This is a genomic window from Nocardia sp. NPDC050712 (assembly GCF_040654295.1).
Lineage (GTDB): Bacteria > Actinomycetota > Actinomycetes > Mycobacteriales > Mycobacteriaceae > Nocardia.
The window spans coordinates 1,399,883-1,419,897 of the sequence record NZ_JBFAHT010000002.1; the positions used below are offsets into that span (position 1 = coordinate 1,399,883).

Consider the following 20,015-nt stretch of genomic DNA (forward strand, 5'->3'; position numbering starts at 1 on the left):
CTAGATCCTACTCGGTCAATTCTTGGCAACGGCGACGCCCGCGCGCCGCCCGTAGAAGCTGCCGTCGCCCAGCGACGCCCCGCTGACATAGCCGCCGGTGGCGATGCCCGAGGTGCAGCGGCCCGCGGCGAACAGGCCCGGGATCGGTTCGCCGGTGACGTGCAGGACGCGGGAGTCGAGATCGGTGCGCAGCCCGCCGAGGGTGAATCCCGCGGTGAAGTTGCGCATGTCGAAGGCGGCGAGCGAACCGGTCAGGGGGCGAACCCATTCCGGCTTCTTGCCGAGCACCGGGTCGGTGCCCTGGGCGGCGTGCAGGTTGTAGGTGTCGACGGTGGACTGCAACGACAGCTCGGGCAGCCCCATGTCGGATTCGAGTTCGGCGACGGTCTCGGCGGCCCACTTCGGCGGCTGCCGGAAGAACGGGGTCGCGGTGACCGTGGCCAGGCCCGCCTCGTAGGAGGCCTCGTCGATGACGAGGTAGGCCTGGTTGTCCTGCTGCATCAGGGTGAGCTGGCCGATCCGCCCGCCGTAGGTGTCCTCGGGGACGTAGCGCTGCCCGCGGCCGTTGACGAGGATGCCGCGCGCCAGCAACTGCGGGTCACCGAAGAAGGCGACCTCGGTGGCGTCCATGTGCGCGAGGTCCGCGCCGAGGGCCTGGGCGAGCCGGATGCCGATGCCGTCGTGTTCCTCGATGGCGGCGGCGGGGCGGCCGATCAGCCGTGGCGCGTAGTCCTCGATCATCTGCTGGTGGTAGGCGAAGCTGCCGGTGGCCAGGACCACGCCGCGCTCGGCGCGGACGGTGACCTCCTTGCCGAACTGGGTGGCCAGCACGCCCACTACCCGGCCGGTGTCGTCGACGACGAGCCGCCGGATGCGGGTGTCGTATTGCGCACGCACGCCGAGGGATTCGGCGGTTTCGGCGAGCGGCTTCATCAGCATGTAGCCGCCGCTGCGCTGCCCGATCTTCTTCTCGGCGTACTGCGGGACGTGCCCGCGCGGCGCGGGTGTCGCGAGCGCGTTGAACGGCGCGGAGTTTTCTCCGCCGGAGTACATCAGGCCCTGGTCGTGCGGCGGCTCCCAGCCCGGCTCGCCCCAGAACGATTCGCGGAACGGCACTCCGGCGGCGACGAGCCAGTTGTAGTGCTCGACGCTGCCGCGACAGTAGTCGGCGATCTTGGCTTTGTCGGCGCCCGCGCCGATCGCGGCGAGCAGGAACTTCTCCATGTTCTCGGGGCTGTCTTCGAACCCGAGCGCCTGTTGCAGCGGTGTGCCGCCGCCGAGATAGATGAACCCGCCGGCCATCGCGGCCGCACCACCCCAGCCGCCGGTGCGCTCCAGGATCAGCACGTCGGCTCCGGCGCGGGCCGCCTCGATGGCGGCGCAGACGCCGGCGATGCCGTAGCCGGCGATCACCACGTCGGCGTGGTGGTCCCAGTCGGTGACCTCGGCGGCGCGCAACGGGCGAAGGGTGGTGGTGTCGGCCATGTTCGGTGAATCCTTACTTCTCGGACTGTTCTTTGCGTGCGGCCTTCTTCTGCTGGGCCACGATCGTTCCCACCAGAATGTCGAGTTTCGTCCCGCTGGGCCAGCCCACGTAGTGGCAGAGGAACAGCGCGATCTCGTGCAGCTCGGCCTCGGTGAGTTCCTTGTTGCGCAGGGCCGCGCCGATCTGGATGCCGGCGGTGTCGATCAGGTTCTGCGCCGTGAGCGCGCCCAGCAGTAGTAGGCGGCGATCGCGGATGCTGAGTCCGTCGCGGGACCAGACCTCGGCGAAGAGGTGGTCGGCGGTCATCGCGAAGTGCTCGCCGGGGTAGTCCTGGAATTCGGTGCCGTAGACCTCGGCCATCTTGGCCAGGCCACGCTGGCGCACCGAGTCGCCGGTTCCGTTGTCGCTCATACAGTTCCCTTCGTATCAGGTCCCTTGCCGACGCCCAGGCCGGGCCCGAGGTGGTCGAGGGCGAGTGCGGCCAGTGGCAGCGGGACGTCGAGCCGTCCGGCCAGCTCCAGGGCCAGGGTGAGGTCTTTCTCGCCGAGGTCGCGGACGTGCCGCAGGATCGGCAGCCAGAAGTCGCCGTCGGCGATCGGCGCGGTGGTGTCGCGCAACATGATCGCTCCCGGGCCGCCGGTGACGGCGTCGGAATGCCGGACCACCTTGCCGAGGTCGGTGATGTCGAGCCCGGCGGCCTCGGCAAGCCGCTGGGCCTCGGTGGTGGCGGTGAACGCGATGAAGTGCAAGAGGTTGCGCGCCAGCTTCATTCGCGTGCCCGCGCCGACCGGTCCGGCGTGCACGAGCAGGTCCGCGAACGTGCCGAACGGTTCCCGGACCCGCTGGAACGCGGCCTCGCTGCCGCCGACCATGACCGCGAGCCGCCCACCAGCCGCGCCGGGAGCGCCCCCGCTGATCGGCGCGTCCACGAATTCCACGTCCCGCGAGGCGCATTCGGCGCCCAGCTGCTCGGCGGTGCGGTCGCTGATGGTGGAGTGCACCGCTACGACGGTGCCCGGCTTGGCGGTCTCGAGCACGCCGTCGGGTCCGGTGAGCACCGCGCGCACCTGCGCGTCGTCGACCACCACGATCGAGATGACCTGGCACTGCTCGGCGACCTGCGCGGCGGAGAACGCGCTCGCCGCACCGGAATCCACGTACGGCCGCATCGCCTCGGCGCGCATATCGCTGACGGTGAGCCCGCCCGGCCAGGCCAGCAGGCGTTCGGCCATGGGCGCGCCCATATTGCCCAGGCCGATGAACCCGATCCGATCCGTCATGCCCGGAACACCTGTCCGCCGTCGATATTGAAGATCTGACCGGTCACCCAGCTCGCCTCGTCGGAGAGCAGATACAGGCAGGCGCCGACCAGATCCTGGGGTGTGCCCATGCGCTTGAGCGGCAACCGGCTGACCATGTCGGTGACGATCTGCTCGGGGGTGACGGCCTTGGTCGCCTCGGTGTCGATCGGGCCGGGGGCGATGGCGTTGATCCGAATGTTGTTGCCGCCCAGTTCGAAGGCCAGCTGCTGGGTCAGGCCGTTCACTCCGACCTTGGCCAGGCCGTAGAAGCTCGAGTAGGTCCAGGCCGCGGTGGAGGACTGGTTGACGATGGACCCGCCCTTCTTGCGCATGTGCGGCCACACCGCGCGGGTCACATTGAGCGCGCCGTCCATGTTCACCGACATGAACTTCTTGTAGTAGTCCCAGTCCACGGTCAGTAGCAGGTTGAGTTTCATGTCGCCGTAGATGGCGGCGTTGTTGACCACGTGGTCGATCCCGCCGAATTCGGCGACGGTGAACGCCGCGAGCTCCTTGGCGGAGCCGGGATCGGCGACGTCGACGTGGGCGAACACCGCGGTGCCGCCATCGGCGGTTATCTTCTCCGCGGTCGCCTGTCCCCGCTCGGTATTGAGATCGGCGACAACGACTTTCGCGCCCTCGGCGGCCAGCGCGGCGGCGTAGGCGGCGCCGATGCCTTGCGCGGCGCCGGTGACGATGGCGGATCTTCCCGTGAAACGGGCCATCACAATCTCCTCTATCCTGCTGTCGAGATCAGCTTGGTTTCCAGGTATTCCTCGAAGCCGGCGACACCCATCTCGCGGCCGATCCCGGACTGCTTGTAGCCGCCGAACGGGGCGTCGGCGGAGTACCAGACGCCGCCGTTGACGCTGAGCGTTCCGGTGCGCACGCGATCGGTGACGTGGCGCAGCCGCGCGGGATCGGCGCCCCACACCGAGCCGGACAGGCCGTAGGGGGAGTCGTTGGCGATGCGGATGGCGTCGTCGTCGCCGTCGTGCGGGATGACGACCAGCACCGGTCCGAAGATCTCCTCGCGGGCCACCGTGGCGCTGTTCGGGACGTCGGCGATCAGGGTGGGTTCGATGAAGTAGCCGCGGTCCTGGTCCGCGGGCCGTCCGCCGCCTACCACGATGCGACCGCCCTCGTCGCGCGCGATCTGCAGGTAGCGCTCGACCCGGGTGCGCTGGCGCTCGGAGATCAGCGGCCCGCACACCGTGCCGGGGGAGTTCGGGTCGCCGGGCTTGATGCCCCGCAGGGTGCCGGCGGCGATCTCCAGGGCCTGCTCGTAGGACGCGCGCGGCACCAGCAGCCGGGTGCTGAGCGCGCACCCCTGGCCCGCGTGCACGCTCACCGAGAACGCCGTAATGCCTACGGCGGCAGCGAGATCGGCGTCGTCCAGGACGATGGCCGCGGACTTGCCGCCGAGTTCGAGGAAGGTCTTCTTCAGGTTCGCGGCCGCGCCGCGCATGACCGCGCGGCCGGTCTGGGTGGACCCGGTGAAGCTGATCAGGTCGACCCGCGCGTCCTCGGTCAGCATCGACCCCAGGGCGTGATTGGCCGAGGTCACGATGTTCACCACGCCGGCCGGGATGTCGGTGTGCTCGGCGATGATCGCGCCGACCGCCGCCGCGCACCACGGGGTGTCGGGCGCGGGCTTGAGCACGAGGGTGTTGCCGGCGGCGAGCGCGGGCCCGAGCTTGGCGAAGTTGATCTGGTGCGGGAAGTTCCACGGCGTGATCGCCCCGACCACGCCGACCGCCTCGCGGCGCAGCACCCGATGGCTGCTGATGCCCATCGGGGTGGCGGTGCCGAGATCGGTGTCCCAGCTGTAGCTTTCGGCGAGTCCGGCCGCGTACTCCAGGTCCGCGATGGGGCCCTCCAGCTGCGGGCCGCGGGTGAACATCAACGGTGCGCCGGCCTCGGCGATGGTGATCGCGCGCAGCTCTTCGATATTCGCCTGCAGCGCGGTGCGCAGCTGGCGCAGGCAGTGCGCGCGGAAGGCGTGATCGCGGGACCAGTCGGTGTCGTCGAACGCCGTGCGCGCGGCGGTGATCGCGGCGTCGAGGTCGGCGGCGTTCGCGTCGGCGGCGTGGCCGAGCACCTCCTCGGTGGCGGGGTTGATCGTGGCGAATACGCCGTTGCCGCCGTCGATCAGCTTGCCGCCGATCAGCATTGGCGCCCCACCGGGTGGGAGGAGGCTGGTCATCTGATGCTCCGATCCTGTCTGGACACGTGTACGGAATATAGTCCGGAGTCGATTTGCGGGGCAAGAACCAGTTTCACCTAGATGGCCGATCTCTCGGAATCGATGCCGCGCCTGATGGGGTGTGTGTTCGCGGTGGAGTCCACCGTACGGATTCTGGCATTCACCTTGATGGGCCAACGAAATCCGGTTGAATCGTTGTCGAAGACAAGCGCCGCTGGTACCGTCCAGACACATGTCCAGCTATGTGTCTCCCACTGGCGGTTCGACCCTGCCGAGAAGCGAGAACACGTTCTCGAACGAGGAGTGTGCGCGATGACCACCGCGTCCGTGGAGCCGCTGATCTTCGACCCGTACGACTACCGTTTCCACGAGGATCCCTACCCGACCTACCAGCGCCTGCGCACCGAGGCGCCGCTCTATCACAACCGGGAACTGGGCTTCTGGGCGTTGTCCCGGCATGCCGACGTCACCAACGGTTTTCGCGACGCGACGCGCCTGTCCAGCGCCAACGGCGTCTCCCTGGACCCGGCGGCCTACGGCCCGCACGCGCACCGGGTGATGTCGTTCCTGGCGATGGACGACCCGCGCCACCTCCGCCTGCGGCGGCTGGTCTTCAAGGGCTTCACGCCCAAGCGGGTGGCCGAAATGGGCGACCGGATCCAGGAACTCACGCTGTCCTACTTGGAGCCCGCGCTCGCCAGCGGCGGCTTCGACTGGATCGACGAGGTCGCGGGCAAACTCCCGATGGACGTGATCTCGGAGCTGATGGGCGTGCCCGCCGCCGACCGCGCCGAGATCCGCCGCCTGGCCGACCTGGTCGTGCACCGTGAGGACGGCGTCCTGGACATCCCGATGGCCGCGGCCAAGGCCTCGATGACCCTGATCGGCTACTACGCCGACATGGTCGCCGCGCGCCGCCGCGCCCCGGCCGACGACCTGACCTCCGCGCTGCTCAGCGCCGAAACCGACGGCGACCGCCTCACCGAGGAGGAGATCATCGGCTTCATGTTCCTGATGGTGGTCGCGGGCAACGAGACCACCACCAAACTCCTGGGCAACGCGCTCTACTGGGGCGCGAAGAACCCGGGGGAGTACGCCAAGGTCGCCGCCGACGACCACCTGGTCTCGGACTGGGTCGAGGAGACCCTGCGCTACGACACCTCCAGCCAGATCCTGGCCCGCACCGCCACCACCGACCTCGACTACCCCTACGGCACCATCCCCGCCGGGTCGAAGGTGCTGCTGCTGATCGGTTCGGCCAACCGCGATCCCGACGTCTTCGCCGACGGCGACGACTTCCACATCGAACGCACCGACAAGGCGGCGCTCGCGAGTTTCGGTGCGGGCGTGCACTTCTGCCTCGGCGCGCATCTGGCTCGGCTGGAAGCCACCGTCGCGTTGCGCGAATTCGCCGCGCGGGTCCGCGATTACGAGGTCGTCGACGCCGGGATCGAGCGCGTGCACTCCAGCAATGTCCGCGGTTTCGCGAAACTCCCCATCACCGTGGAGGTCAAGTAAATGCCCCGTTTCGAACCCAACCCGGAGCGTCGTCCCGCGATCGTCGCCGGCGCCTCCTCCGGGATCGGGGCCGCCACCGCGGTCGCGCTCGCCGAACTCGGGCACCCGGTGGCCCTCGGCGCCCGCCGCGTGGACAAGTGCCAGGAGCTCGCGGAGAAGATAACCGCCGACGGCGGTACGGCTTTCGCGCACCGGCTCGATGTCACCGACGCCGCATCGGTCGAGGAATTCGTCAGCGCCGCCGAGCGGGAACTGGGACCGACCGAGATCCTGGTCTCCGGGGCGGGCGATATCGAGTTCGGCCCGGTACACGAGATGGACCCGGAACGGTTCCTGCACCAGATCGGCGTGCACCTGGGCGGGGCGCACCGGCTCGCGCATCGGGTCCTGCCGGGCATGGTCGACCGGCAGCGCGGCGATTTCGTGCTGATCAGCTCCGATTGCGCCCCCGAACCCCGCCCGCAGACCGGCGCCTACAGCGCGGCCAAGGCCGGCCTCGAGGCGATGGCCCTGCAATTGCGGATGGAACTCGAAGGCACCGGCGTGCGGGCCTCCCTGGTCCGCCCCGGCCCGACCTTGACCGGCATGGGCATGAACTCGACCCCCGAGGTGGTCGGCCCGATGCTGGAATCCTGGAAAGAGTGGGGCTTCGCCCGGCACGCGTACATGCTGCGCCCGCAAGACCTCGCGGCCGCCGTCCTCGCCGTGGTCGGCGCCCCGCGCGGAGCGCATCTGGTGCTGGTGGAAGTACAGCCGGAGGCCCCGCTGCGGCAGGAGCGGCCATGACCGAGGCATCGCGGATCATCGCCGACCTCGACCTGTGCCAGGGGCACGCGGTGTGCCAGGACGAGGCGCCCGAGGTCTTCTCCGTGCCCAAGCGCGGCAAGGTCGAAATCGCCGACCCCGCTGTCGATTCCGCCGACGTGCAGCGCGCCGTCCGCTACTGCCCCACCCAAGCGCTCTCGATCGTGACCGAGAACCGAACCGAAGGAGCCCGGTGATGACCGGATACCCCCGCACCGAACTCGACGACATGGTGCGCCGCTGGGTGCTGGAGAACCAGCGCTGCGAGGAGAAGGGCGACTGGAAACCGCTCGCCGAGATGTACACCGAGGACGCCACGTACGGCTGGAACTACGGGCCCACCCAGGAATTCATGGCGGTGGGCCGCGCCGAGATCCGCGAGCTGGCACTCGGGCAGGAAATGCAGGGGCTCGAAGGCTGGACCTACCCGTACCAGGACTTCGTCGTCGACGAGGGCAACGGGACGGTCATCGGCTTCTGGAAGCAGATCAGCGAGCGCACCCGTGCGGACGGCACCCACTATTCACCGCAGGGCATCGGCGGCAGCTGGTTCCGCTACGGCGGCGACTACCAATGGTCTTGGCAGCGCGACTTCTTCGACTTCGGCAACGTCTCGGCGATGTTCGTGGAGATGATCCAGCACAACGCGCTGTCGGAGGGCATGCAGCAGCGCATCCAGCGCTCGGTCTCGGGCCCGCTGCCGGGCTGGTACAAGGTCGGCGAGGCGCCGGCGTCGCTGTGGTGAGCGCTTTCGATCAGCTCGACCGGGCCACCCTGGCCCGGTTGCTGCCCGAGCTACTGCTGTGCGGGCACCTCATCGACCGCTCCGGGATGGCGCACTGCATCGGCGCGTTCGGCCGCCCGGGCATGACCGCGGTGGCCATCGAGGAGTGGCAGGTGGCCAGCCCGGTCTACACCCGGCGGATGCGCCGCGCGCTGCGCATCGAGGGCGACGGCGTGGACACCATCTTCAAAGGCCTGCAACTCGACATCGGCGCGCCACCGCAGTTCATGGACTTCCGGTACCGGGTCGAGGATCACGACCACGGCGAGTTCTGGCTCGACCACTGCGGCGCGCTGCTGGACGTGGAGCCGATGGGCCCGGAGTTCGTCGTCGCCATGTGCCACGACGTGGAGGACCCCACCTTCGACGCGACCGCGCTGGCGACCAACCCGTACGCACAGGTCCGGCCGATCCACCGGCCGCCGCGCACCCCCGCCGACCGGCATCCGATGTGCGCCTGGACCGTGACGATCGATCCGTCGCACGTGCCGCCCCCGGTCCCGCCGAACTCCGAGCTGGTCGCGAACTCGGCCGCGGCGCTGCTGGACTTGCCCGACATCGACCCCGCCGACGAGGGGCAGTCCGACTACGCGGGCCCGCTGCTGAGCGACCTGCGGTTCGACGACTTCTCGAAATCGGCGCTGGTCCGGATGGCCGACGAGGTGTGCCTACAGCATCATCTGCTGACCCTCGGCTTCCTGATCGCCGTGCGCGCCCGCACCGACCAGGCCGCCGACATCGGCCGCAAACAGTTCGCCGGCATCGCCGGGATCACCTCCGAACGCCTGCGCGCCGCCCTCGATCTCGACGACGACCCCGCGGCGCTGGCGACGGTGCTGCGATTACATCCGGCGTGGAATCCGCTGCCCTACACCGGCATCGAGATCACCGAGACCGCCGATTCGGTGTCCGTGCGCCTGCCGCGCGACAGCGGCGCGGTCGCCGACGGCGTCTGGCCCGCCCTGCTCGACGCCGACCACCTGGCGCCGCTCGAGGCGATGGCCCGCGGGGTGAACCCGCGCTCCTATGTGCGCGCCGTGGCGGCCGACCGGTCCGGGTGGAGCGCCGAGATCGCCTTGGCCGCACAGCCTTTCCGGGAGGCGACCGAGGTGGCGATCACCCGCTTCAGCAAGGGCGCGGGCTTCGCCTTCGCCGATCGCGGCATCCCACTGCCGCTCACCGTGGTGTAGAACGCAAGACAAGGACGATCCATGGCCAACAATTTCGCCGACCTCTACGAGCACTCCGCCGACACCATGGGGGACCGGGTGGCCGTGGCCGAGGGCGACCGCCAGGTCACCTTCGCCGAACTCGACGCGAACGCCAACCGGCTGGCGCACTACCTCGCCTCGGTGGGGGTGCGCACCGGCAGCCACGTCGGCTTCCAGATGCACAACGGCATCGCCACCCTGGAGACCCTGATCGCCTGCTTCAAGATCCGGGCGGTGCCGATCAACATCAACTACCGCTACGGGGCGGACGAACTGCGCTACGTCTACGACAACGCCGACCTGGAGGCACTGGTCTACCACGACACCTACGCCGAGGCGGTGCACGCGGCCGCCCCGCAGGTGCCCTCGCTGCGCGAGCTGCTCGTGGTCGGCGAAAGCACAGGCGGCGTCACGCCTTTCGCCGAGGCCCTGGCCGCCGGCTCCCCGGACCGTGACTTCGGCCCGCGCAGCCCCGACGACCTGTTCATGATGTATACCGGCGGCACCACCGGCCTGCCCAAGGGCGTGATGTGGCGACAGGAAGACATGTGGCGCGTCCTGGGCGGCGGCATCGACTTCTACACCAACGAGCCCGTCGCCGACGAATACCAGCAGTCCCGGGTCGGCGCGGGGAATCCCCAGGCCACCTGGTTCGTGCTGCCGCCGCTCATCCACGCCGCCGCCATGATGCCCACCTTCACCGCGCTGTGGTCGGGCAACGCGGTGGTCTTCGAGCCGAAGTTCGACCCGCGGCGGGTCTGGGAGGTGGTGGTGGCCCGGAAACCGCAGGTGCTGGTCATCACCGGCGACGCCATGGCCCGGCCGCTGATCGACGCCTACCGGGTGCGCCCGGTCGACTCCTCGCTGCTGGCCATCGGATCCGGGGCCGCGCTGCTGTCGCAGTCGGTGAAGAACACACTGCTGGAACTGTTCCCCTCGACGGTCGTCACCGATTCCATCGGCTCCTCCGAAACCGGTTTCGGCGGAATCGGTTTCGCGCAGAAGGACGACAATCCCGGGCGCGGCCCGCGGGTGCAGACCGGGCGCGGCGCGGTCGTCGTCGACGACGCCGGTCGGCCGGTCGGGCCCGACGAGGAGGGCTGGCTGGCCAAGACCGGCGCGGTCCCGCTGGGCTACTACAAGGATCCGGCCAAGAGCGACAAGCTGTTCAAGACCGTCGACGGCGCACGCATGGTCATCACCGACGACCGGGCGCGCAAGGAGTCCGACGGCACCATCACCCTGCTCGGGCGCGGCAACATGGTCGTCAACACCGGCGGGGAGAAGGTGTTCGTCGAAGAGGTCGAGGCCGTGGTGAAGGCGCACGAGGCGATCTATGACGCCGTGGTGATCGGGGTGCCGCACGAGCGCTGGGGTCAGCAGGTCGCGGCGGTGGTCTCGGCGTCGGAACCGGTGGAATTCGGGGATCTGGAAGCCCATGTGCGCAAACACCTCGCCGGCTACAAGGTGCCGCGACAGGTCTGGCTGGCCGATCAGGTGCTCCGGTCGCCGAGCGGAAAACCCGACTATCGCTGGGCCAAAGACTTTGCGGCGCAGCACGAGCCGACGTATCTGGTGGCCGGATCGAGTGTCGGCCCCGCTGGTCGGCCCGGGGATAACGTGGTCTCATGAGCGCCACCGAAACCCACGCCACCCTGCCCGCGCGGATCACCCCCGCGCTGATCGACCGGCTGACCGCCATGGTCGCCGCGAGCGACGCCGCACCGTATGCGATGACCGAGGTCTACACCGGCGCGGTCGTCGGCGCGCTGCCGCAGTCCGGCCCGGAGGACATCACCGCCGCCTACTCCCAGGCCCGGGCCGCGCAGGCCGAATGGGCCGCCTGGCCGGTGCGCCGCCGGCTCGCGGTGTTCGAGCGCGCCCACGAACTGCTGCTCGCCGAGTGCGAGACCACCGCCGACCTGATCCAGATCGGCTGCGGCAAGGCCCGCCGGATGGCCGTCGAGGAATCGTGCGACGTGCCGATGGTGATCAGCCACTACCTCAAGACCGCGCGCAAACTGCTGCGCCCCACGCGCCGTGGCGGTGCGATGCCGGTGATCACCAGCTCGATCGAGGAGCATCGCCCCAAGGGCGTGGTCGCGGTGATCGCGCCGTGGAACTTCCCGTTCGCCATCGCGCTCTCGGATTCGGTGCCCGCGCTGATCGCCGGAAACGCCGTGGTGCTCAAGCCGGACAACAAGACCGCGCTGTGCGCGCTGTTCGGCGTGGAGCTGCTGTACCGGGCCGGACTGCCGGCGGGACTGTTCCAGGTGGTGTGCGGGGAGGGTCCCGACGTCGGGCCGACGCTGATCGACAACGCCGACTTCGTCATGTTCACCGGTTCGACCGCCACCGGGCGCGTCGTCGGCGCGGGCGCGGGCCGCAACCTCATCGAGTGCAGCCTGGAACTGGGCGGTAAGAACCCGCTGATCGTGTGCGCCGACGCCGACCTCGACGAGGTGATCGCCGGTGCCACCTTCGCGGTGTTCGCGAACTCCGGTCAGGCCTGCATGCATATCGAGCGGATCTACGTGCACGAGAGCCGCTACGACGAGTTCGTGCGCCGCTTCGTCGCAGCCGCCGACGGATTGAACGCCGGGATCGGCGCCAGTTACGACTACACCCCCGAGTTCGGGTCATTGGTGTCGGTTCAGCACATGGAGCGGGTGGCCGCCCATATCGAGGACGCGCGCGCCAAAGGCGCGACCGTGCTGACCGGCGGGAAGCCGCGCCCGGACATCGGGCCCGCCTTCTACGAGGCGACCGTGCTCGCCGATGTCACCCCGGAGATGACCCACGCCACCCTGGAGACCTTCGGCCCGGTCGCCGCGGTCTACAAGTTCGCCGACGAGCAGGAAGCCATCCGGCTGGCCAACGACACCGACTACGGCCTGAACGCCAGCGTGTGGAGCGCGGACCTGGCCCGCGCCAAGCGCATCGCGGCCCAGTTGCAGGCCGGGAACATCAATATCAACGATGGTTTCGTCGCCACCTACGCGGCGAAGGCCACCCCGTCCGGCGGCGTCAAGAATTCCGGTGTCGGCAGCCGCCACGGTGACCACGGTCTGCTCAAGTACACCGACACCATCAATATCGGCGTGCAGAAACGCCAGGTCATGGCCTCGCGTGCCGGCATGCCCTACCAGAAACAGTTGAAGATCACCCTGGCGTCGCTGCGCCTCATGCGTCGAACTCGTTTGCGCTGAGCCGTGCGCGCCGGGCTCTATGAAGGAGGCAGCCATGGCGGCTCCGTCTTTTCCGGCCGGTTTCGATTTCACCGACCCCGAGCTGTGGGAGCAGCGCAGTCCCGTCGAGGAATTCGCGCTGCTGCGCCGCACCGCGCCGGTGTGGTGGAACGCCCAGCCCGACGAGACCTCCGGCGGTTTCCGCGACGGCGGTTTCTGGGTGGTGAGCCGGCACGAGGACATCAAGGAGATCTCGCGCAACGCGGATCTGTACTCGGCCCAGCGCAAGGGCGCGATCATCCGGCTGCCCAACGAGACCACGCCGGAGCAGATGGAACTCACCGGCGCGCTGCTGGTGAACATGGACCCGCCCAAGCACTCCAAGACCCGAAGGATCGTGTCCAAGGGCTTCACGCCGCGCGCGGTGGAGGGGCTGCGGGCGGCGCTGACCGAACGCGCCGCCCGGATCGTGCACGCCGCCAAACAGTCCGGCGGTGGCGATTTCGTGCAGCAGGTCGCCTGTGAGCTGCCGCTGCAAGCGATCGCGGAGTTACTCGGGGTGCCCGAGGTGGATCGGCGCAAGCTGTTCGACTGGTCGAACGCGACGCTGAACTACGACGACCCGGAATACGGGGACACGAACGCGGCCTTCGCCGAGATCATCGGTTACGCCTGGAACATGGCCGAGCAGCGGCGGGCCTGCCCGGTCGGGGACATCGTCAGCACCCTGGTGAACGACGGTCTCGACGGGGAGGCGCTCGGGTCCGACGAATTCGGCTTCTTCGTGGTGCTTTTGGCGATCGCGGGCAACGAGACGACACGCAATGCCATCACGCACGGGATGAAAGCCTTCGTCGACCATCCCGAGCAATGGGCGCGCTACCGGGCCGAACGTCCGAAGACCGCGGCCGACGAGATCGTGCGCTGGGCCACGCCGGTGAACGCCTTCCAGCGCACCGCCACCGCGGACGTCGAACTCGGCGGCGCGCGGATCAAGGCGGGGGACCGGCTCGGCTTGTTCTACAGCTCGGCGAATTTCGACGAGGACGCGTTCACCGACCCATTCACCTTCGACATCACCCGCGATCCCAATCCGCACGTCGGCTTCGGCGGCACCGGCGCGCACTACTGCGTCGGCGCGAACCTGGCCCGGCTGGAGATCGACCTGATGTTCAACGCCATCGCCGAGGTCATGCCCGACCTGACCGAGCTGGCCGAGCCGGTGCGGCTGCGCTCGGGCTGGATCAACGGCATCAAGAGCTGGCAAGTCCGCTACGAGTAGGCAGGGTCAGCGGTTCGCCCGGCGCCAGGACGTGGACCGTGGTGCCGGGCGCGTGCTCGGCCGCGGCGCTCCGGAAGCGTTCCGGGGTGCCGTCGTAGCCGAGGAACAGGGTGTCGCGCAGGCGGCCCGCGGTGAAGGCGTAGTGGATGGGCACGGCGATGCCGGGCCGCAGCACCCCGCAGAGCCGCGCGGCCTCCTCGGCGTTCATCACGACGCGGCGGTTGAACGCGGGCTTGATGGAGAGACCGTTGATCGGGACCAGGGCCAGGTCGAGGTGGCCGAATCGGGTTCGCAGCTCGTCGAGTTCCGGGATCCGCAGTGTGTCGGCTCCGAAGAACACGGTGGTGCCGGCGCTTTGCAGGACGTAGGTGATCTCGGGGACGCCGTGCTGTGCGGGCGCGGCGGTGATTCGTATGCCGTCCACCACCGTGTCCTCCCACGGTTCGACCTCGGAGACATTGGTGAATCCCGCTTTTCGCGCCTTGGCGCCCATGCCGCGCTTGACGATGAACGGCACCGCCTTGTCCGGGTAGGCGGCGAAGGTGTCGACGTCGAAGTGGTCGTAGTGATCATGACTGGCGATCACGGCGGTCAGCGCGGGTAGCTCGGTGGGGGTGCAGGCCAGCGGCTCGCCCCGCCGGTAGCCCGGCTTCTCGGAGAACCAGGGGTCGGTGAGGACGTGGCGCCCGTCGAAGTCGAGCAGAACGCAGGAGTGGGTGACGCGGGTGACGGTGGTGACCATGGGGTGGAGGAGAGACTCATGACGCGGCAGCGCAACGCCCGGGGGGAAGGCGCCCGGCTGCGTGACGAATTGCTGGACGCCGCAGCGCGTTTGGTGGAAGCCGCGGGCAGCGCCGACGCGGTGACCCTGCGCGCGGTCGCCCGCGAGGCCGGGATCGCGGCACCGTCGATCTACCGGCATTTCACCGACTGGGACGACCTGTTGCGGGCGCTGGTGGCGCACCGATTCGAGCGGCTCGACGACGAACTGGCGCGCGCGATGAGCGCCGCCGCCGACCCCGAGGCGGCGCTGCGCGCCTGCTGCGCGGCGTACTGCCGCTTCGGGCTGGACAACCCGGGGCACTACCGCGTGCTCTTCGGCACCACCCTGTCCTTCGCCACCGCGCCGGAAGTCCCGGGGTTGCAGGTCTTCCAGCGCTTGGTGGCGGCGGTCGAGCAGGCCGGGGTGGCGCGGCCCGAGCTCGCGGCCATCGACATCTGGCTCGCGCTGCACGGCATCGTGTCCCTGCGCACCAGCCGGCCCACCTTCCCGTGGCCGCCGCTCACCGACCTGATCGAAGCCGCCCTGCGCCGGGCCTGACCGCGGTTATTTCCGGCGGCGATAGCGCACGGTGCAAGGTTGCGCGAGCTGCACGACCATCTTCGAATGATCGTTGCGGTAGCTCTCGGAGGGCTGGGCCATCTCGAACTCCCAGTCCCGCAGCAGGATCGAGAAGATCGCCTTGAGCTGCATGAGCGCGAACGCCGCCCCCACGCAGCGATGCCGGCCGGCCCCGAACGGAATCCAGGTCCACCGGTTGACCAGATCCGCCTGATTCGGATCGATGTAGCGGGCCGGATCGAAGGCCTCGGGTTCGGGGAAGTCCTCGGCGATCCGGTTCGAGACCGCCGGCGTCGCGGCGACCAGATCGCCCGTCTCGATCCGATGCCCGCACACCTCGAACTCGCCGCGCGCCACCCGCATCAGGATGATCAGCGGCGGGTGCAGGCGCAGCGTCTCCTTCAGCGTCGCCTCCAGATTCGGGATCTGGCGTAGCGCCCCGAAGCTGATGTCGGAGCCGTCGGCGTAGAGCTCGTCGAGCTCGGTGACCACCGTGTGCAGCAGCTCAGGATGGCGCAGCAGCTCGATCACCGTCCAGGCCGCGGTGCCGGAGGTGGTGTGGTGACCGGCGAACATCATCGAGATGAAGATGCCGGTGATCTCGCTGGCGCTGAAGCGCGGCGCGCCGTCCTCGCCCGGCACCGAGACCAGGATGTCGAGCATGTCCCGATCCGCCTTGCCCGCGGGCGGCGCGGCTTTGCGCCCGTCCATGATCTCCTGCACCAGGGCGACCAGCTCGACGCGCGCGGCGTCGCGGCGGCGGAAGCTCTCGATCGGGGCGTAGGGGTCGACGTAGGCGAGCGCGTCGGTGCCGCGTTCGAGGTCGTGATAGAGCCGGGCGAAGCGGCCGTCGAGCTGGTTGCGGAACTTGGTGCCGATCAGGCAGGCCGAGGAGGTGTAGATGGTCAGCTCGGCGAAGAAGTCGAGCAGGTCGATTTCGCCCTCCTCGCCCCAGTTTTCGAGCATCTGCTCGACCTCGCGGGCGATGGTCGCCGCGTGCCCGCGCATCTGCTCGGCGCGCAGGGCCGAGTTGTGCAGCATCTCCTTGCGGCGTTCGGGGCTGGCGTCGAACACCACGCCGTCGCCGAAGATCGGCTTCATGAACGGATAGGCCGCGCCCTGATCCAGATCCTCGTCGCCGGAGCGGAAGAAGAACTCGTTCGCCTCGGCCCCGGAGAGCAGGATGACCCGCTTGCCCGCGAGGTCGAAGGCGCCGACATTGCCGCATTCCGCGCGTACGCGGCGCATCAGGCCGATCGGGTCCGCGCGGAATTCGTCTAGGTGGCCGTGCTCGGGCTCCGGCCCGGACGCGTCACGTAGGGAAACCCGGCGGGGTTTGACCAGGGTCATGGGAATCCTCCCGGTAAGACTGTCCGAAACGACAGATGGACACCTGTCTGGACAGTACTATGGGTCCGATTGGCGGGCAAGGTGATTCACCAGGGGAGCCGATGGGTTCGACAGCGCGGTCCGAGACAGATCCGAACGTGTGGCGCGAGTTCGCGCGCGTCACCTGGCAGTTGCTTCGCTTGAAGATCGCGGGCGCGGCCCTGGTGCTCACCCTCGTCACGCTCGTCGTGGTGGTGCTGGCGATGTATTCGGGGCGGTTCACTTCGACCGTGCGCGTCACCGTGGAGACAGCGCGCAGCGGGCTGGTGCTCAATCCCGATGCGAAGGTGGCATTCCGAGGGGTGGAGATCGGCCGGGTGGCCGCCGTGGAACGAGTCGACGGGGGAGTGCGGCTACGACTGGATCTGGATCCGGACCAGGTGCGGCTGGTGCCCGGGAACGCGCGCGTGGACATTCGCTCGACCACCGTGTTCGGCGCGAAATTCGTCAACTTCGTGACACCGGAACGACCCTCGCGTGAGTCTTTGCGCCCGGGTGCGGTGCTGCGGGCGGACTCGGTGACCGTCGAGCTCAATACCGTCTTCGAGCATCTGTCGGAATTGCTGGCCAAGGTCGATCCGGTGCATCTGAACGCCACCCTCGCCGCCCTCGGCGCGGCGCTCGAGGGGCGCGGGGAGAAGCTCGGCGACCTGCTCGCGCGGTCGGATGCCTATCTGCGCGAACTCAATCCGAGCCTGCCCGCCCTGCGCCGCGATCTGGCGGCTGCCGCGGAAGTGACGAACCTGTATGCCGACACCGTCGGCGATCTGCTGCGGACCGCGGCGAACGCGGTCGCCACCAGTGCCACGATCGTCGATCAGCAGGCCGATCTGGACGCGGTGCTGGTCAACCTGATCGGCCTGGCCGGGTCCAGCGGCGCGGTCCTGCGCGAGAACGAGCAGCGACTCACGACCGCCTTGGACCTGCTGCGCCCCACCACCGTGCTGCTGGGGCGCTACGCCCCCGTGCTGCACTGCGTGATCACCAGCCTGGCCGAGACGCTGCCGCTGGCCGACGGGTTCGTCGGCGGCATCAAGCCGGGGGCGATCTTCCGGGCCAGCTTCCAATTCGGTTCGCCGCCCTACCGGTATCCCGACGATCTGCCGAAAGTGAACGCCACCGGCGGGCCGAGCTGTCACGGGGTGCTCGAGCATATCGAGGGCATGCATTCGGATTACCTGGTCACCGATACCAATCAGGGCCGGCCGTTCACGCCGTCGACGGCGTTGGTGCCGAACGCGCCGAAGGTGTTTCAACTGTTGTTCGCGGGGCTGCCGGGGGTCACCGGGTAGCCGAAGGACCCAGCCTCCCGGGCGGGAGCGGCTGGGTCCTGGGGGCAGGAGAATGCCCGTCAGCGCGCCGCACGCGCTCCCAGCGCGGCCGCGACGAGCACCACGATCCCTTCCGCGACGGCCGTCCCGCCCAGTGCGTGCGCCGCCGACAGGGTCGTCGCCCCGGCCAGGCTCAGGAACACCGTGCCGAACACCGCGATCCCTACCACGACACCGAGCTGAACGTTGGTGACCAGGATTCCGCTCGCGTCGGCCGCCAGCTCCAGCGGCACCTTGGCCAGGGTGCGCGTCATCAGCGGGCTGAAGGCCAAGCCGTTGCCGACACCCATGAGCCCGAACAGAATCCAGCCCACCGGACCGAAGTCACTGCCGTCGCGCAGCAGCAGACCAAGGGCCACCATCGACACCGCGGCCAGCACCAGCCCGCCCGGAATCATCGCGGCGTGGAACCGCGCCGGAATACGATCCCAGCGCAGGCTGGCCAGCGCGAAGGTCAATCCCATCGGAATGAACAGCAGCCCCGCGTGCAGCGCGCTGTATCCCAGCGTGCTCTGCAAGTGGATCGCCATCACGAACATCCAGCCGCCGAAGGTCGACATGATGACGAACAGCGTCGCCGCCGTCAGCAGCAGCCCCGGCGCCCGCAGCGCCCGCTGCGCGAACAGCGGCGCACCACCGCGCCCCGCCACCCACCGTTCGATCAGCGCGAACCCGGCGAACCCGAACACGCTGGCGCCCAGCAGAATCCACGTCCACACCGGCCAGTCCTGCTCGTGTCCCAGCACCAGCGGCAACACCAGCAGCAGCACGGAGACGGTGAGCGTCACCAGCCCGGGCACGTCCACCTTGCGCGGGAAGCGCGGCCCGCCGGTGGGCAGCACCCGCGGCGCGAGCACCAGCAGCACGAGCCCGATCGGCACGTTCACCAGGAACACCCCGCGCCAGCCGCTGTCGAACAGGTCGAGGTTCACGATCAGCCCACCGAGCACCTGCCCGACCACCACGCCACCGGAGATGATCGCCGAGTACATGCTCAGCGCCTTCGCCCGGGCCGTGCCGGTGAACGTGCGCTGGATCAGGGTCATCACCTGCGGCACCATCGCCGCGGCGCCCACACCCTGGATGAACCGGAACACGATGAGCGAGGCCTCGTTCCACGCCAGCCCGCAGGCCAGCGAGGCGAGCGTGAACAGCGCGAGCCCGGCGACGAACGCCCGGCGCTGCCCGAACCGATCACCGAGCCGCGCACCCGTCACCAGCAGCACGGCGTAGGCGATCACATACCCGGCCACGATCAACTGCAGCGCCGAACCAGTGGTGTTCAGGTCGCCCCGGATCGAGGGAATCGCGACATTGACGATGGAGGAATCGAGCACCGCCATGAACTGCCCGGTGAGGATGACGGCGAGAATGGCGAAGGTGCGGCGTGGATCCAGCGCGGGCACCACCGCGGGGGCTGGGGGTGGCGCCGGCGCCACCTGCGTCGGCAAAGTCTGTGTCATGTATTGCAGCGTGCTCCGGTTTCGACACCGGTAACAGGAGCCCAATAAAACTAGTACTGGCAGCACCCGGATAAGCGGGTGCTCACACGGTGATCGAACCCGTCCCGGAAGCAGGCTGCCAGCCCACCTCTGGATCGCCGCCGCCGGCGTAGGTCGCGGTGTATCCCTTGGCCAAGACCGCCGCGTCGGTCGGTAACGGGGCACTGTCGCAGCGCGCGACGCCGTCCGCCCGCGTGAAAGCCCCGCACAGTACGGCACCCTCGGCATCGGTGAACTCCACCCACGCTCCCCGCAAACGCTGGCCGTCGTTGAGCACGGTGGCGGTCAAGCCCTGCACCACCCGTGGATCGCCCCCGATCTTCGCGGTGCCCGCGGTCAGCGACGGCGTCTGGATGGCTGCGACCTCGGGGTAGTCGCAGCGACTCGTGGCCGGATCGGGGCCACTGTTGGCGATGTAGTACAGCGGGTTCCCGTCGTGGTTGCTCGCGCACACCATCGAATACGCATAGGTCTGCGCGACGCAGGCGACGTAGTGGGTGTTCGCGTTGGGGTCGGGATAGTTCCCGTCGGCCAGACCGGAACAGTCGAAACCCTCCCCGGTGCTGGGTGGGGCGGCGTCGGCCGGGGTGGCGAGCAGGGCCAGCGCGCAGGCTGCCGCGGATACCGACAGCATCCGACGGATCATTGTCGTGGTTTCCATAGCTGAAGAT

At 69.1% G+C, this 20,015-nt stretch carries 19 protein-coding genes; 10 read left to right on the forward strand and 9 right to left on the reverse strand.

All coding sequences use genetic code 11. The features are described from left to right. Window positions 1-15: 15 nt before the first annotated feature. From AB0H76_RS17290 to AB0H76_RS17310, 5 genes are read right to left on the reverse strand one after another with little or no spacing between them, the layout of a single operon-like run. A complete protein-coding gene (locus tag AB0H76_RS17290; RefSeq protein ID WP_357324207.1) occupies window positions 16-1,485 on the reverse strand; it encodes an FAD-dependent oxidoreductase in 1,470 nt (489 codons plus the stop codon). A gap of 13 nt (window positions 1,486-1,498) precedes the next feature. Next, on the reverse strand, window positions 1,499-1,897 hold the full coding sequence (locus AB0H76_RS17295) for a carboxymuconolactone decarboxylase family protein (RefSeq protein ID WP_357324210.1): 399 nt from the start codon (window positions 1,895-1,897) through the stop codon (window positions 1,499-1,501). Next, window positions 1,894-2,766: an NAD(P)-dependent oxidoreductase gene (locus AB0H76_RS17300; RefSeq protein WP_357324213.1), complete on the reverse strand. Its 873-nt coding sequence runs from the start codon at window positions 2,764-2,766 to the stop codon at window positions 1,894-1,896. The genes AB0H76_RS17295 and AB0H76_RS17300 overlap by 4 nt, the downstream gene beginning before the upstream one ends. After that, window positions 2,763-3,512, reverse strand: coding sequence for an SDR family oxidoreductase (locus AB0H76_RS17305; RefSeq protein WP_357324216.1), 750 nt, complete (start codon window positions 3,510-3,512; stop codon window positions 2,763-2,765). Before AB0H76_RS17305 ends, AB0H76_RS17300 begins: the two co-directional genes overlap by 4 nt. Window positions 3,513-3,523: 11 nt before the next feature. Further along, window positions 3,524-4,993, reverse strand: a complete 1,470-nt coding sequence (locus tag AB0H76_RS17310) for an aldehyde dehydrogenase (protein ID WP_357324218.1) — start codon at window positions 4,991-4,993, stop codon at window positions 3,524-3,526. Window positions 4,994-5,305: 312 nt separating this feature from the next. Between AB0H76_RS17310 and AB0H76_RS17315 the strand changes: the two genes are divergently transcribed. The 8 genes from AB0H76_RS17315 to AB0H76_RS17350 are packed head-to-tail and all read left to right on the forward strand — an operon-like array spanning window position 5,306 to window position 13,780. Then, the gene (locus tag AB0H76_RS17315) at window positions 5,306-6,511 is read left to right on the forward strand and encodes a cytochrome P450 (RefSeq protein WP_357324222.1); all 1,206 of its coding nucleotides are present in this window, start codon (window positions 5,306-5,308) and stop codon (window positions 6,509-6,511) included. Continuing rightward, window positions 6,512-7,297, forward strand: coding sequence for an SDR family oxidoreductase (locus AB0H76_RS17320; RefSeq protein ID WP_357324225.1), 786 nt, complete (start codon window positions 6,512-6,514; stop codon window positions 7,295-7,297). Next, the gene (locus AB0H76_RS17325) at window positions 7,294-7,512 is read left to right on the forward strand and encodes a ferredoxin (RefSeq protein WP_357324228.1); all 219 of its coding nucleotides are present in this window, start codon (window positions 7,294-7,296) and stop codon (window positions 7,510-7,512) included. Before AB0H76_RS17320 ends, AB0H76_RS17325 begins: the two co-directional genes overlap by 4 nt. Then, window positions 7,512-8,060: a nuclear transport factor 2 family protein gene (locus tag AB0H76_RS17330; protein ID WP_357324231.1), complete on the forward strand. Its 549-nt coding sequence runs from the start codon at window positions 7,512-7,514 to the stop codon at window positions 8,058-8,060. The genes AB0H76_RS17325 and AB0H76_RS17330 overlap by 1 nt, the downstream gene beginning before the upstream one ends. Beyond that, window positions 8,057-9,289 carry a hypothetical protein gene (locus tag AB0H76_RS17335; protein WP_357324234.1) on the forward strand — a complete coding sequence of 411 codons (1,233 nt, stop codon included), beginning with the start codon at window positions 8,057-8,059 and terminating at the stop codon, window positions 9,287-9,289. The genes AB0H76_RS17330 and AB0H76_RS17335 overlap by 4 nt, the downstream gene beginning before the upstream one ends. Before the next feature lie 21 nt (window positions 9,290-9,310). Beyond that, window positions 9,311-10,942: an acyl-CoA synthetase gene (locus tag AB0H76_RS17340; RefSeq protein WP_357324237.1), complete on the forward strand. Its 1,632-nt coding sequence runs from the start codon at window positions 9,311-9,313 to the stop codon at window positions 10,940-10,942. Continuing rightward, complete coding sequence (locus AB0H76_RS17345; RefSeq protein ID WP_357324240.1) at window positions 10,939-12,519, forward strand: succinic semialdehyde dehydrogenase; 1,581 nt, start codon at window positions 10,939-10,941, stop codon at window positions 12,517-12,519. Before AB0H76_RS17340 ends, AB0H76_RS17345 begins: the two co-directional genes overlap by 4 nt. Window positions 12,520-12,553: 34 nt before the next feature. Beyond that, window positions 12,554-13,780: a cytochrome P450 gene (locus tag AB0H76_RS17350; RefSeq protein WP_357324243.1), complete on the forward strand. Its 1,227-nt coding sequence runs from the start codon at window positions 12,554-12,556 to the stop codon at window positions 13,778-13,780. Here the strand turns inward: AB0H76_RS17350 and AB0H76_RS17355 are convergent. Further along, the gene (locus tag AB0H76_RS17355) at window positions 13,752-14,522 is read right to left on the reverse strand and encodes an MBL fold metallo-hydrolase (protein WP_357324246.1); all 771 of its coding nucleotides are present in this window, start codon (window positions 14,520-14,522) and stop codon (window positions 13,752-13,754) included. The two genes, AB0H76_RS17350 and AB0H76_RS17355, sit on opposite strands and share 29 nt — an antisense overlap. Window positions 14,523-14,540: 18 nt before the next feature. Here AB0H76_RS17355 and AB0H76_RS17360 point away from each other — a divergent pair, with 18 nt between their 5' ends. Continuing rightward, window positions 14,541-15,101: a TetR/AcrR family transcriptional regulator gene (locus AB0H76_RS17360; RefSeq protein ID WP_357324248.1), complete on the forward strand. Its 561-nt coding sequence runs from the start codon at window positions 14,541-14,543 to the stop codon at window positions 15,099-15,101. Between the two features lie 6 nt (window positions 15,102-15,107). On the opposite strand, the gene AB0H76_RS17365 is transcribed toward AB0H76_RS17360, so the two are convergent. Continuing rightward, complete coding sequence (locus AB0H76_RS17365; RefSeq protein WP_357324250.1) at window positions 15,108-16,472, reverse strand: cytochrome P450; 1,365 nt, start codon at window positions 16,470-16,472, stop codon at window positions 15,108-15,110. Between the two features lie 101 nt (window positions 16,473-16,573). On the opposite strand from AB0H76_RS17365, the gene AB0H76_RS17370 reads away from it, so the two are divergent. Then, window positions 16,574-17,803 carry an MCE family protein gene (locus AB0H76_RS17370; RefSeq protein ID WP_357324252.1) on the forward strand — a complete coding sequence of 410 codons (1,230 nt, stop codon included), beginning with the start codon at window positions 16,574-16,576 and terminating at the stop codon, window positions 17,801-17,803. Between the two features lie 59 nt (window positions 17,804-17,862). Here the strand turns inward: AB0H76_RS17370 and AB0H76_RS17375 are convergent, their stop codons facing one another. Further along, window positions 17,863-19,305 (reverse strand): MFS transporter, encoded by a 1,443-nt coding sequence (locus tag AB0H76_RS17375; protein WP_357324256.1) that lies wholly within the window; start codon window positions 19,303-19,305, stop codon window positions 17,863-17,865. Between the two features lie 82 nt (window positions 19,306-19,387). After that, entirely contained in the window at window positions 19,388-19,978 is a 591-nt protein-coding gene (locus AB0H76_RS17380) for a carbohydrate-binding module family 14 protein (RefSeq protein ID WP_357324259.1), read from the reverse strand. Window positions 19,979-20,015 lie beyond the last annotated feature (37 nt).

Bases quoted from the DNA above. Each gene is read 5' to 3' on its own strand.
- AB0H76_RS17380 (WP_357324259.1), bottom strand. From the start codon at position 19,978: ATGCTGTCGGTATCCGCGGCAGCCTGCGCGCTGGCCCTGCTCGCCACC.
- AB0H76_RS17360 (WP_357324248.1), top strand. From the start codon at position 14,541: ATGACGCGGCAGCGCAACGCCCGGGGGGAAGGCGCCCGGCTGCGTGAC.
- AB0H76_RS17315 (WP_357324222.1), top strand. From the start codon at position 5,306: ATGACCACCGCGTCCGTGGAGCCGCTGATCTTCGACCCGTACGACTAC.
- AB0H76_RS17350 (WP_357324243.1), top strand. From the start codon at position 12,554: ATGGCGGCTCCGTCTTTTCCGGCCGGTTTCGATTTCACCGACCCCGAG.
- AB0H76_RS17345 (WP_357324240.1), top strand. From the start codon at position 10,939: ATGAGCGCCACCGAAACCCACGCCACCCTGCCCGCGCGGATCACCCCC.
- AB0H76_RS17365 (WP_357324250.1), bottom strand. From the start codon at position 16,472: ATGACCCTGGTCAAACCCCGCCGGGTTTCCCTACGTGACGCGTCCGGG.
- AB0H76_RS17330 (WP_357324231.1), top strand. From the start codon at position 7,512: ATGACCGGATACCCCCGCACCGAACTCGACGACATGGTGCGCCGCTGG.
- AB0H76_RS17355 (WP_357324246.1), bottom strand. From the start codon at position 14,522: ATGGTCACCACCGTCACCCGCGTCACCCACTCCTGCGTTCTGCTCGAC.
- AB0H76_RS17325 (WP_357324228.1), top strand. From the start codon at position 7,294: ATGACCGAGGCATCGCGGATCATCGCCGACCTCGACCTGTGCCAGGGG.
- AB0H76_RS17305 (WP_357324216.1), bottom strand. From the start codon at position 3,512: ATGGCCCGTTTCACGGGAAGATCCGCCATCGTCACCGGCGCCGCGCAA.
- AB0H76_RS17295 (WP_357324210.1), bottom strand. From the start codon at position 1,897: ATGAGCGACAACGGAACCGGCGACTCGGTGCGCCAGCGTGGCCTGGCC.
- AB0H76_RS17320 (WP_357324225.1), top strand. From the start codon at position 6,512: ATGCCCCGTTTCGAACCCAACCCGGAGCGTCGTCCCGCGATCGTCGCC.
- AB0H76_RS17340 (WP_357324237.1), top strand. From the start codon at position 9,311: ATGGCCAACAATTTCGCCGACCTCTACGAGCACTCCGCCGACACCATG.
- AB0H76_RS17375 (WP_357324256.1), bottom strand. From the start codon at position 19,305: ATGACACAGACTTTGCCGACGCAGGTGGCGCCGGCGCCACCCCCAGCC.
- AB0H76_RS17290 (WP_357324207.1), bottom strand. From the start codon at position 1,485: ATGGCCGACACCACCACCCTTCGCCCGTTGCGCGCCGCCGAGGTCACC.
- AB0H76_RS17370 (WP_357324252.1), top strand. From the start codon at position 16,574: ATGGGTTCGACAGCGCGGTCCGAGACAGATCCGAACGTGTGGCGCGAG.
- AB0H76_RS17310 (WP_357324218.1), bottom strand. From the start codon at position 4,993: ATGACCAGCCTCCTCCCACCCGGTGGGGCGCCAATGCTGATCGGCGGC.
- AB0H76_RS17300 (WP_357324213.1), bottom strand. From the start codon at position 2,766: ATGACGGATCGGATCGGGTTCATCGGCCTGGGCAATATGGGCGCGCCC.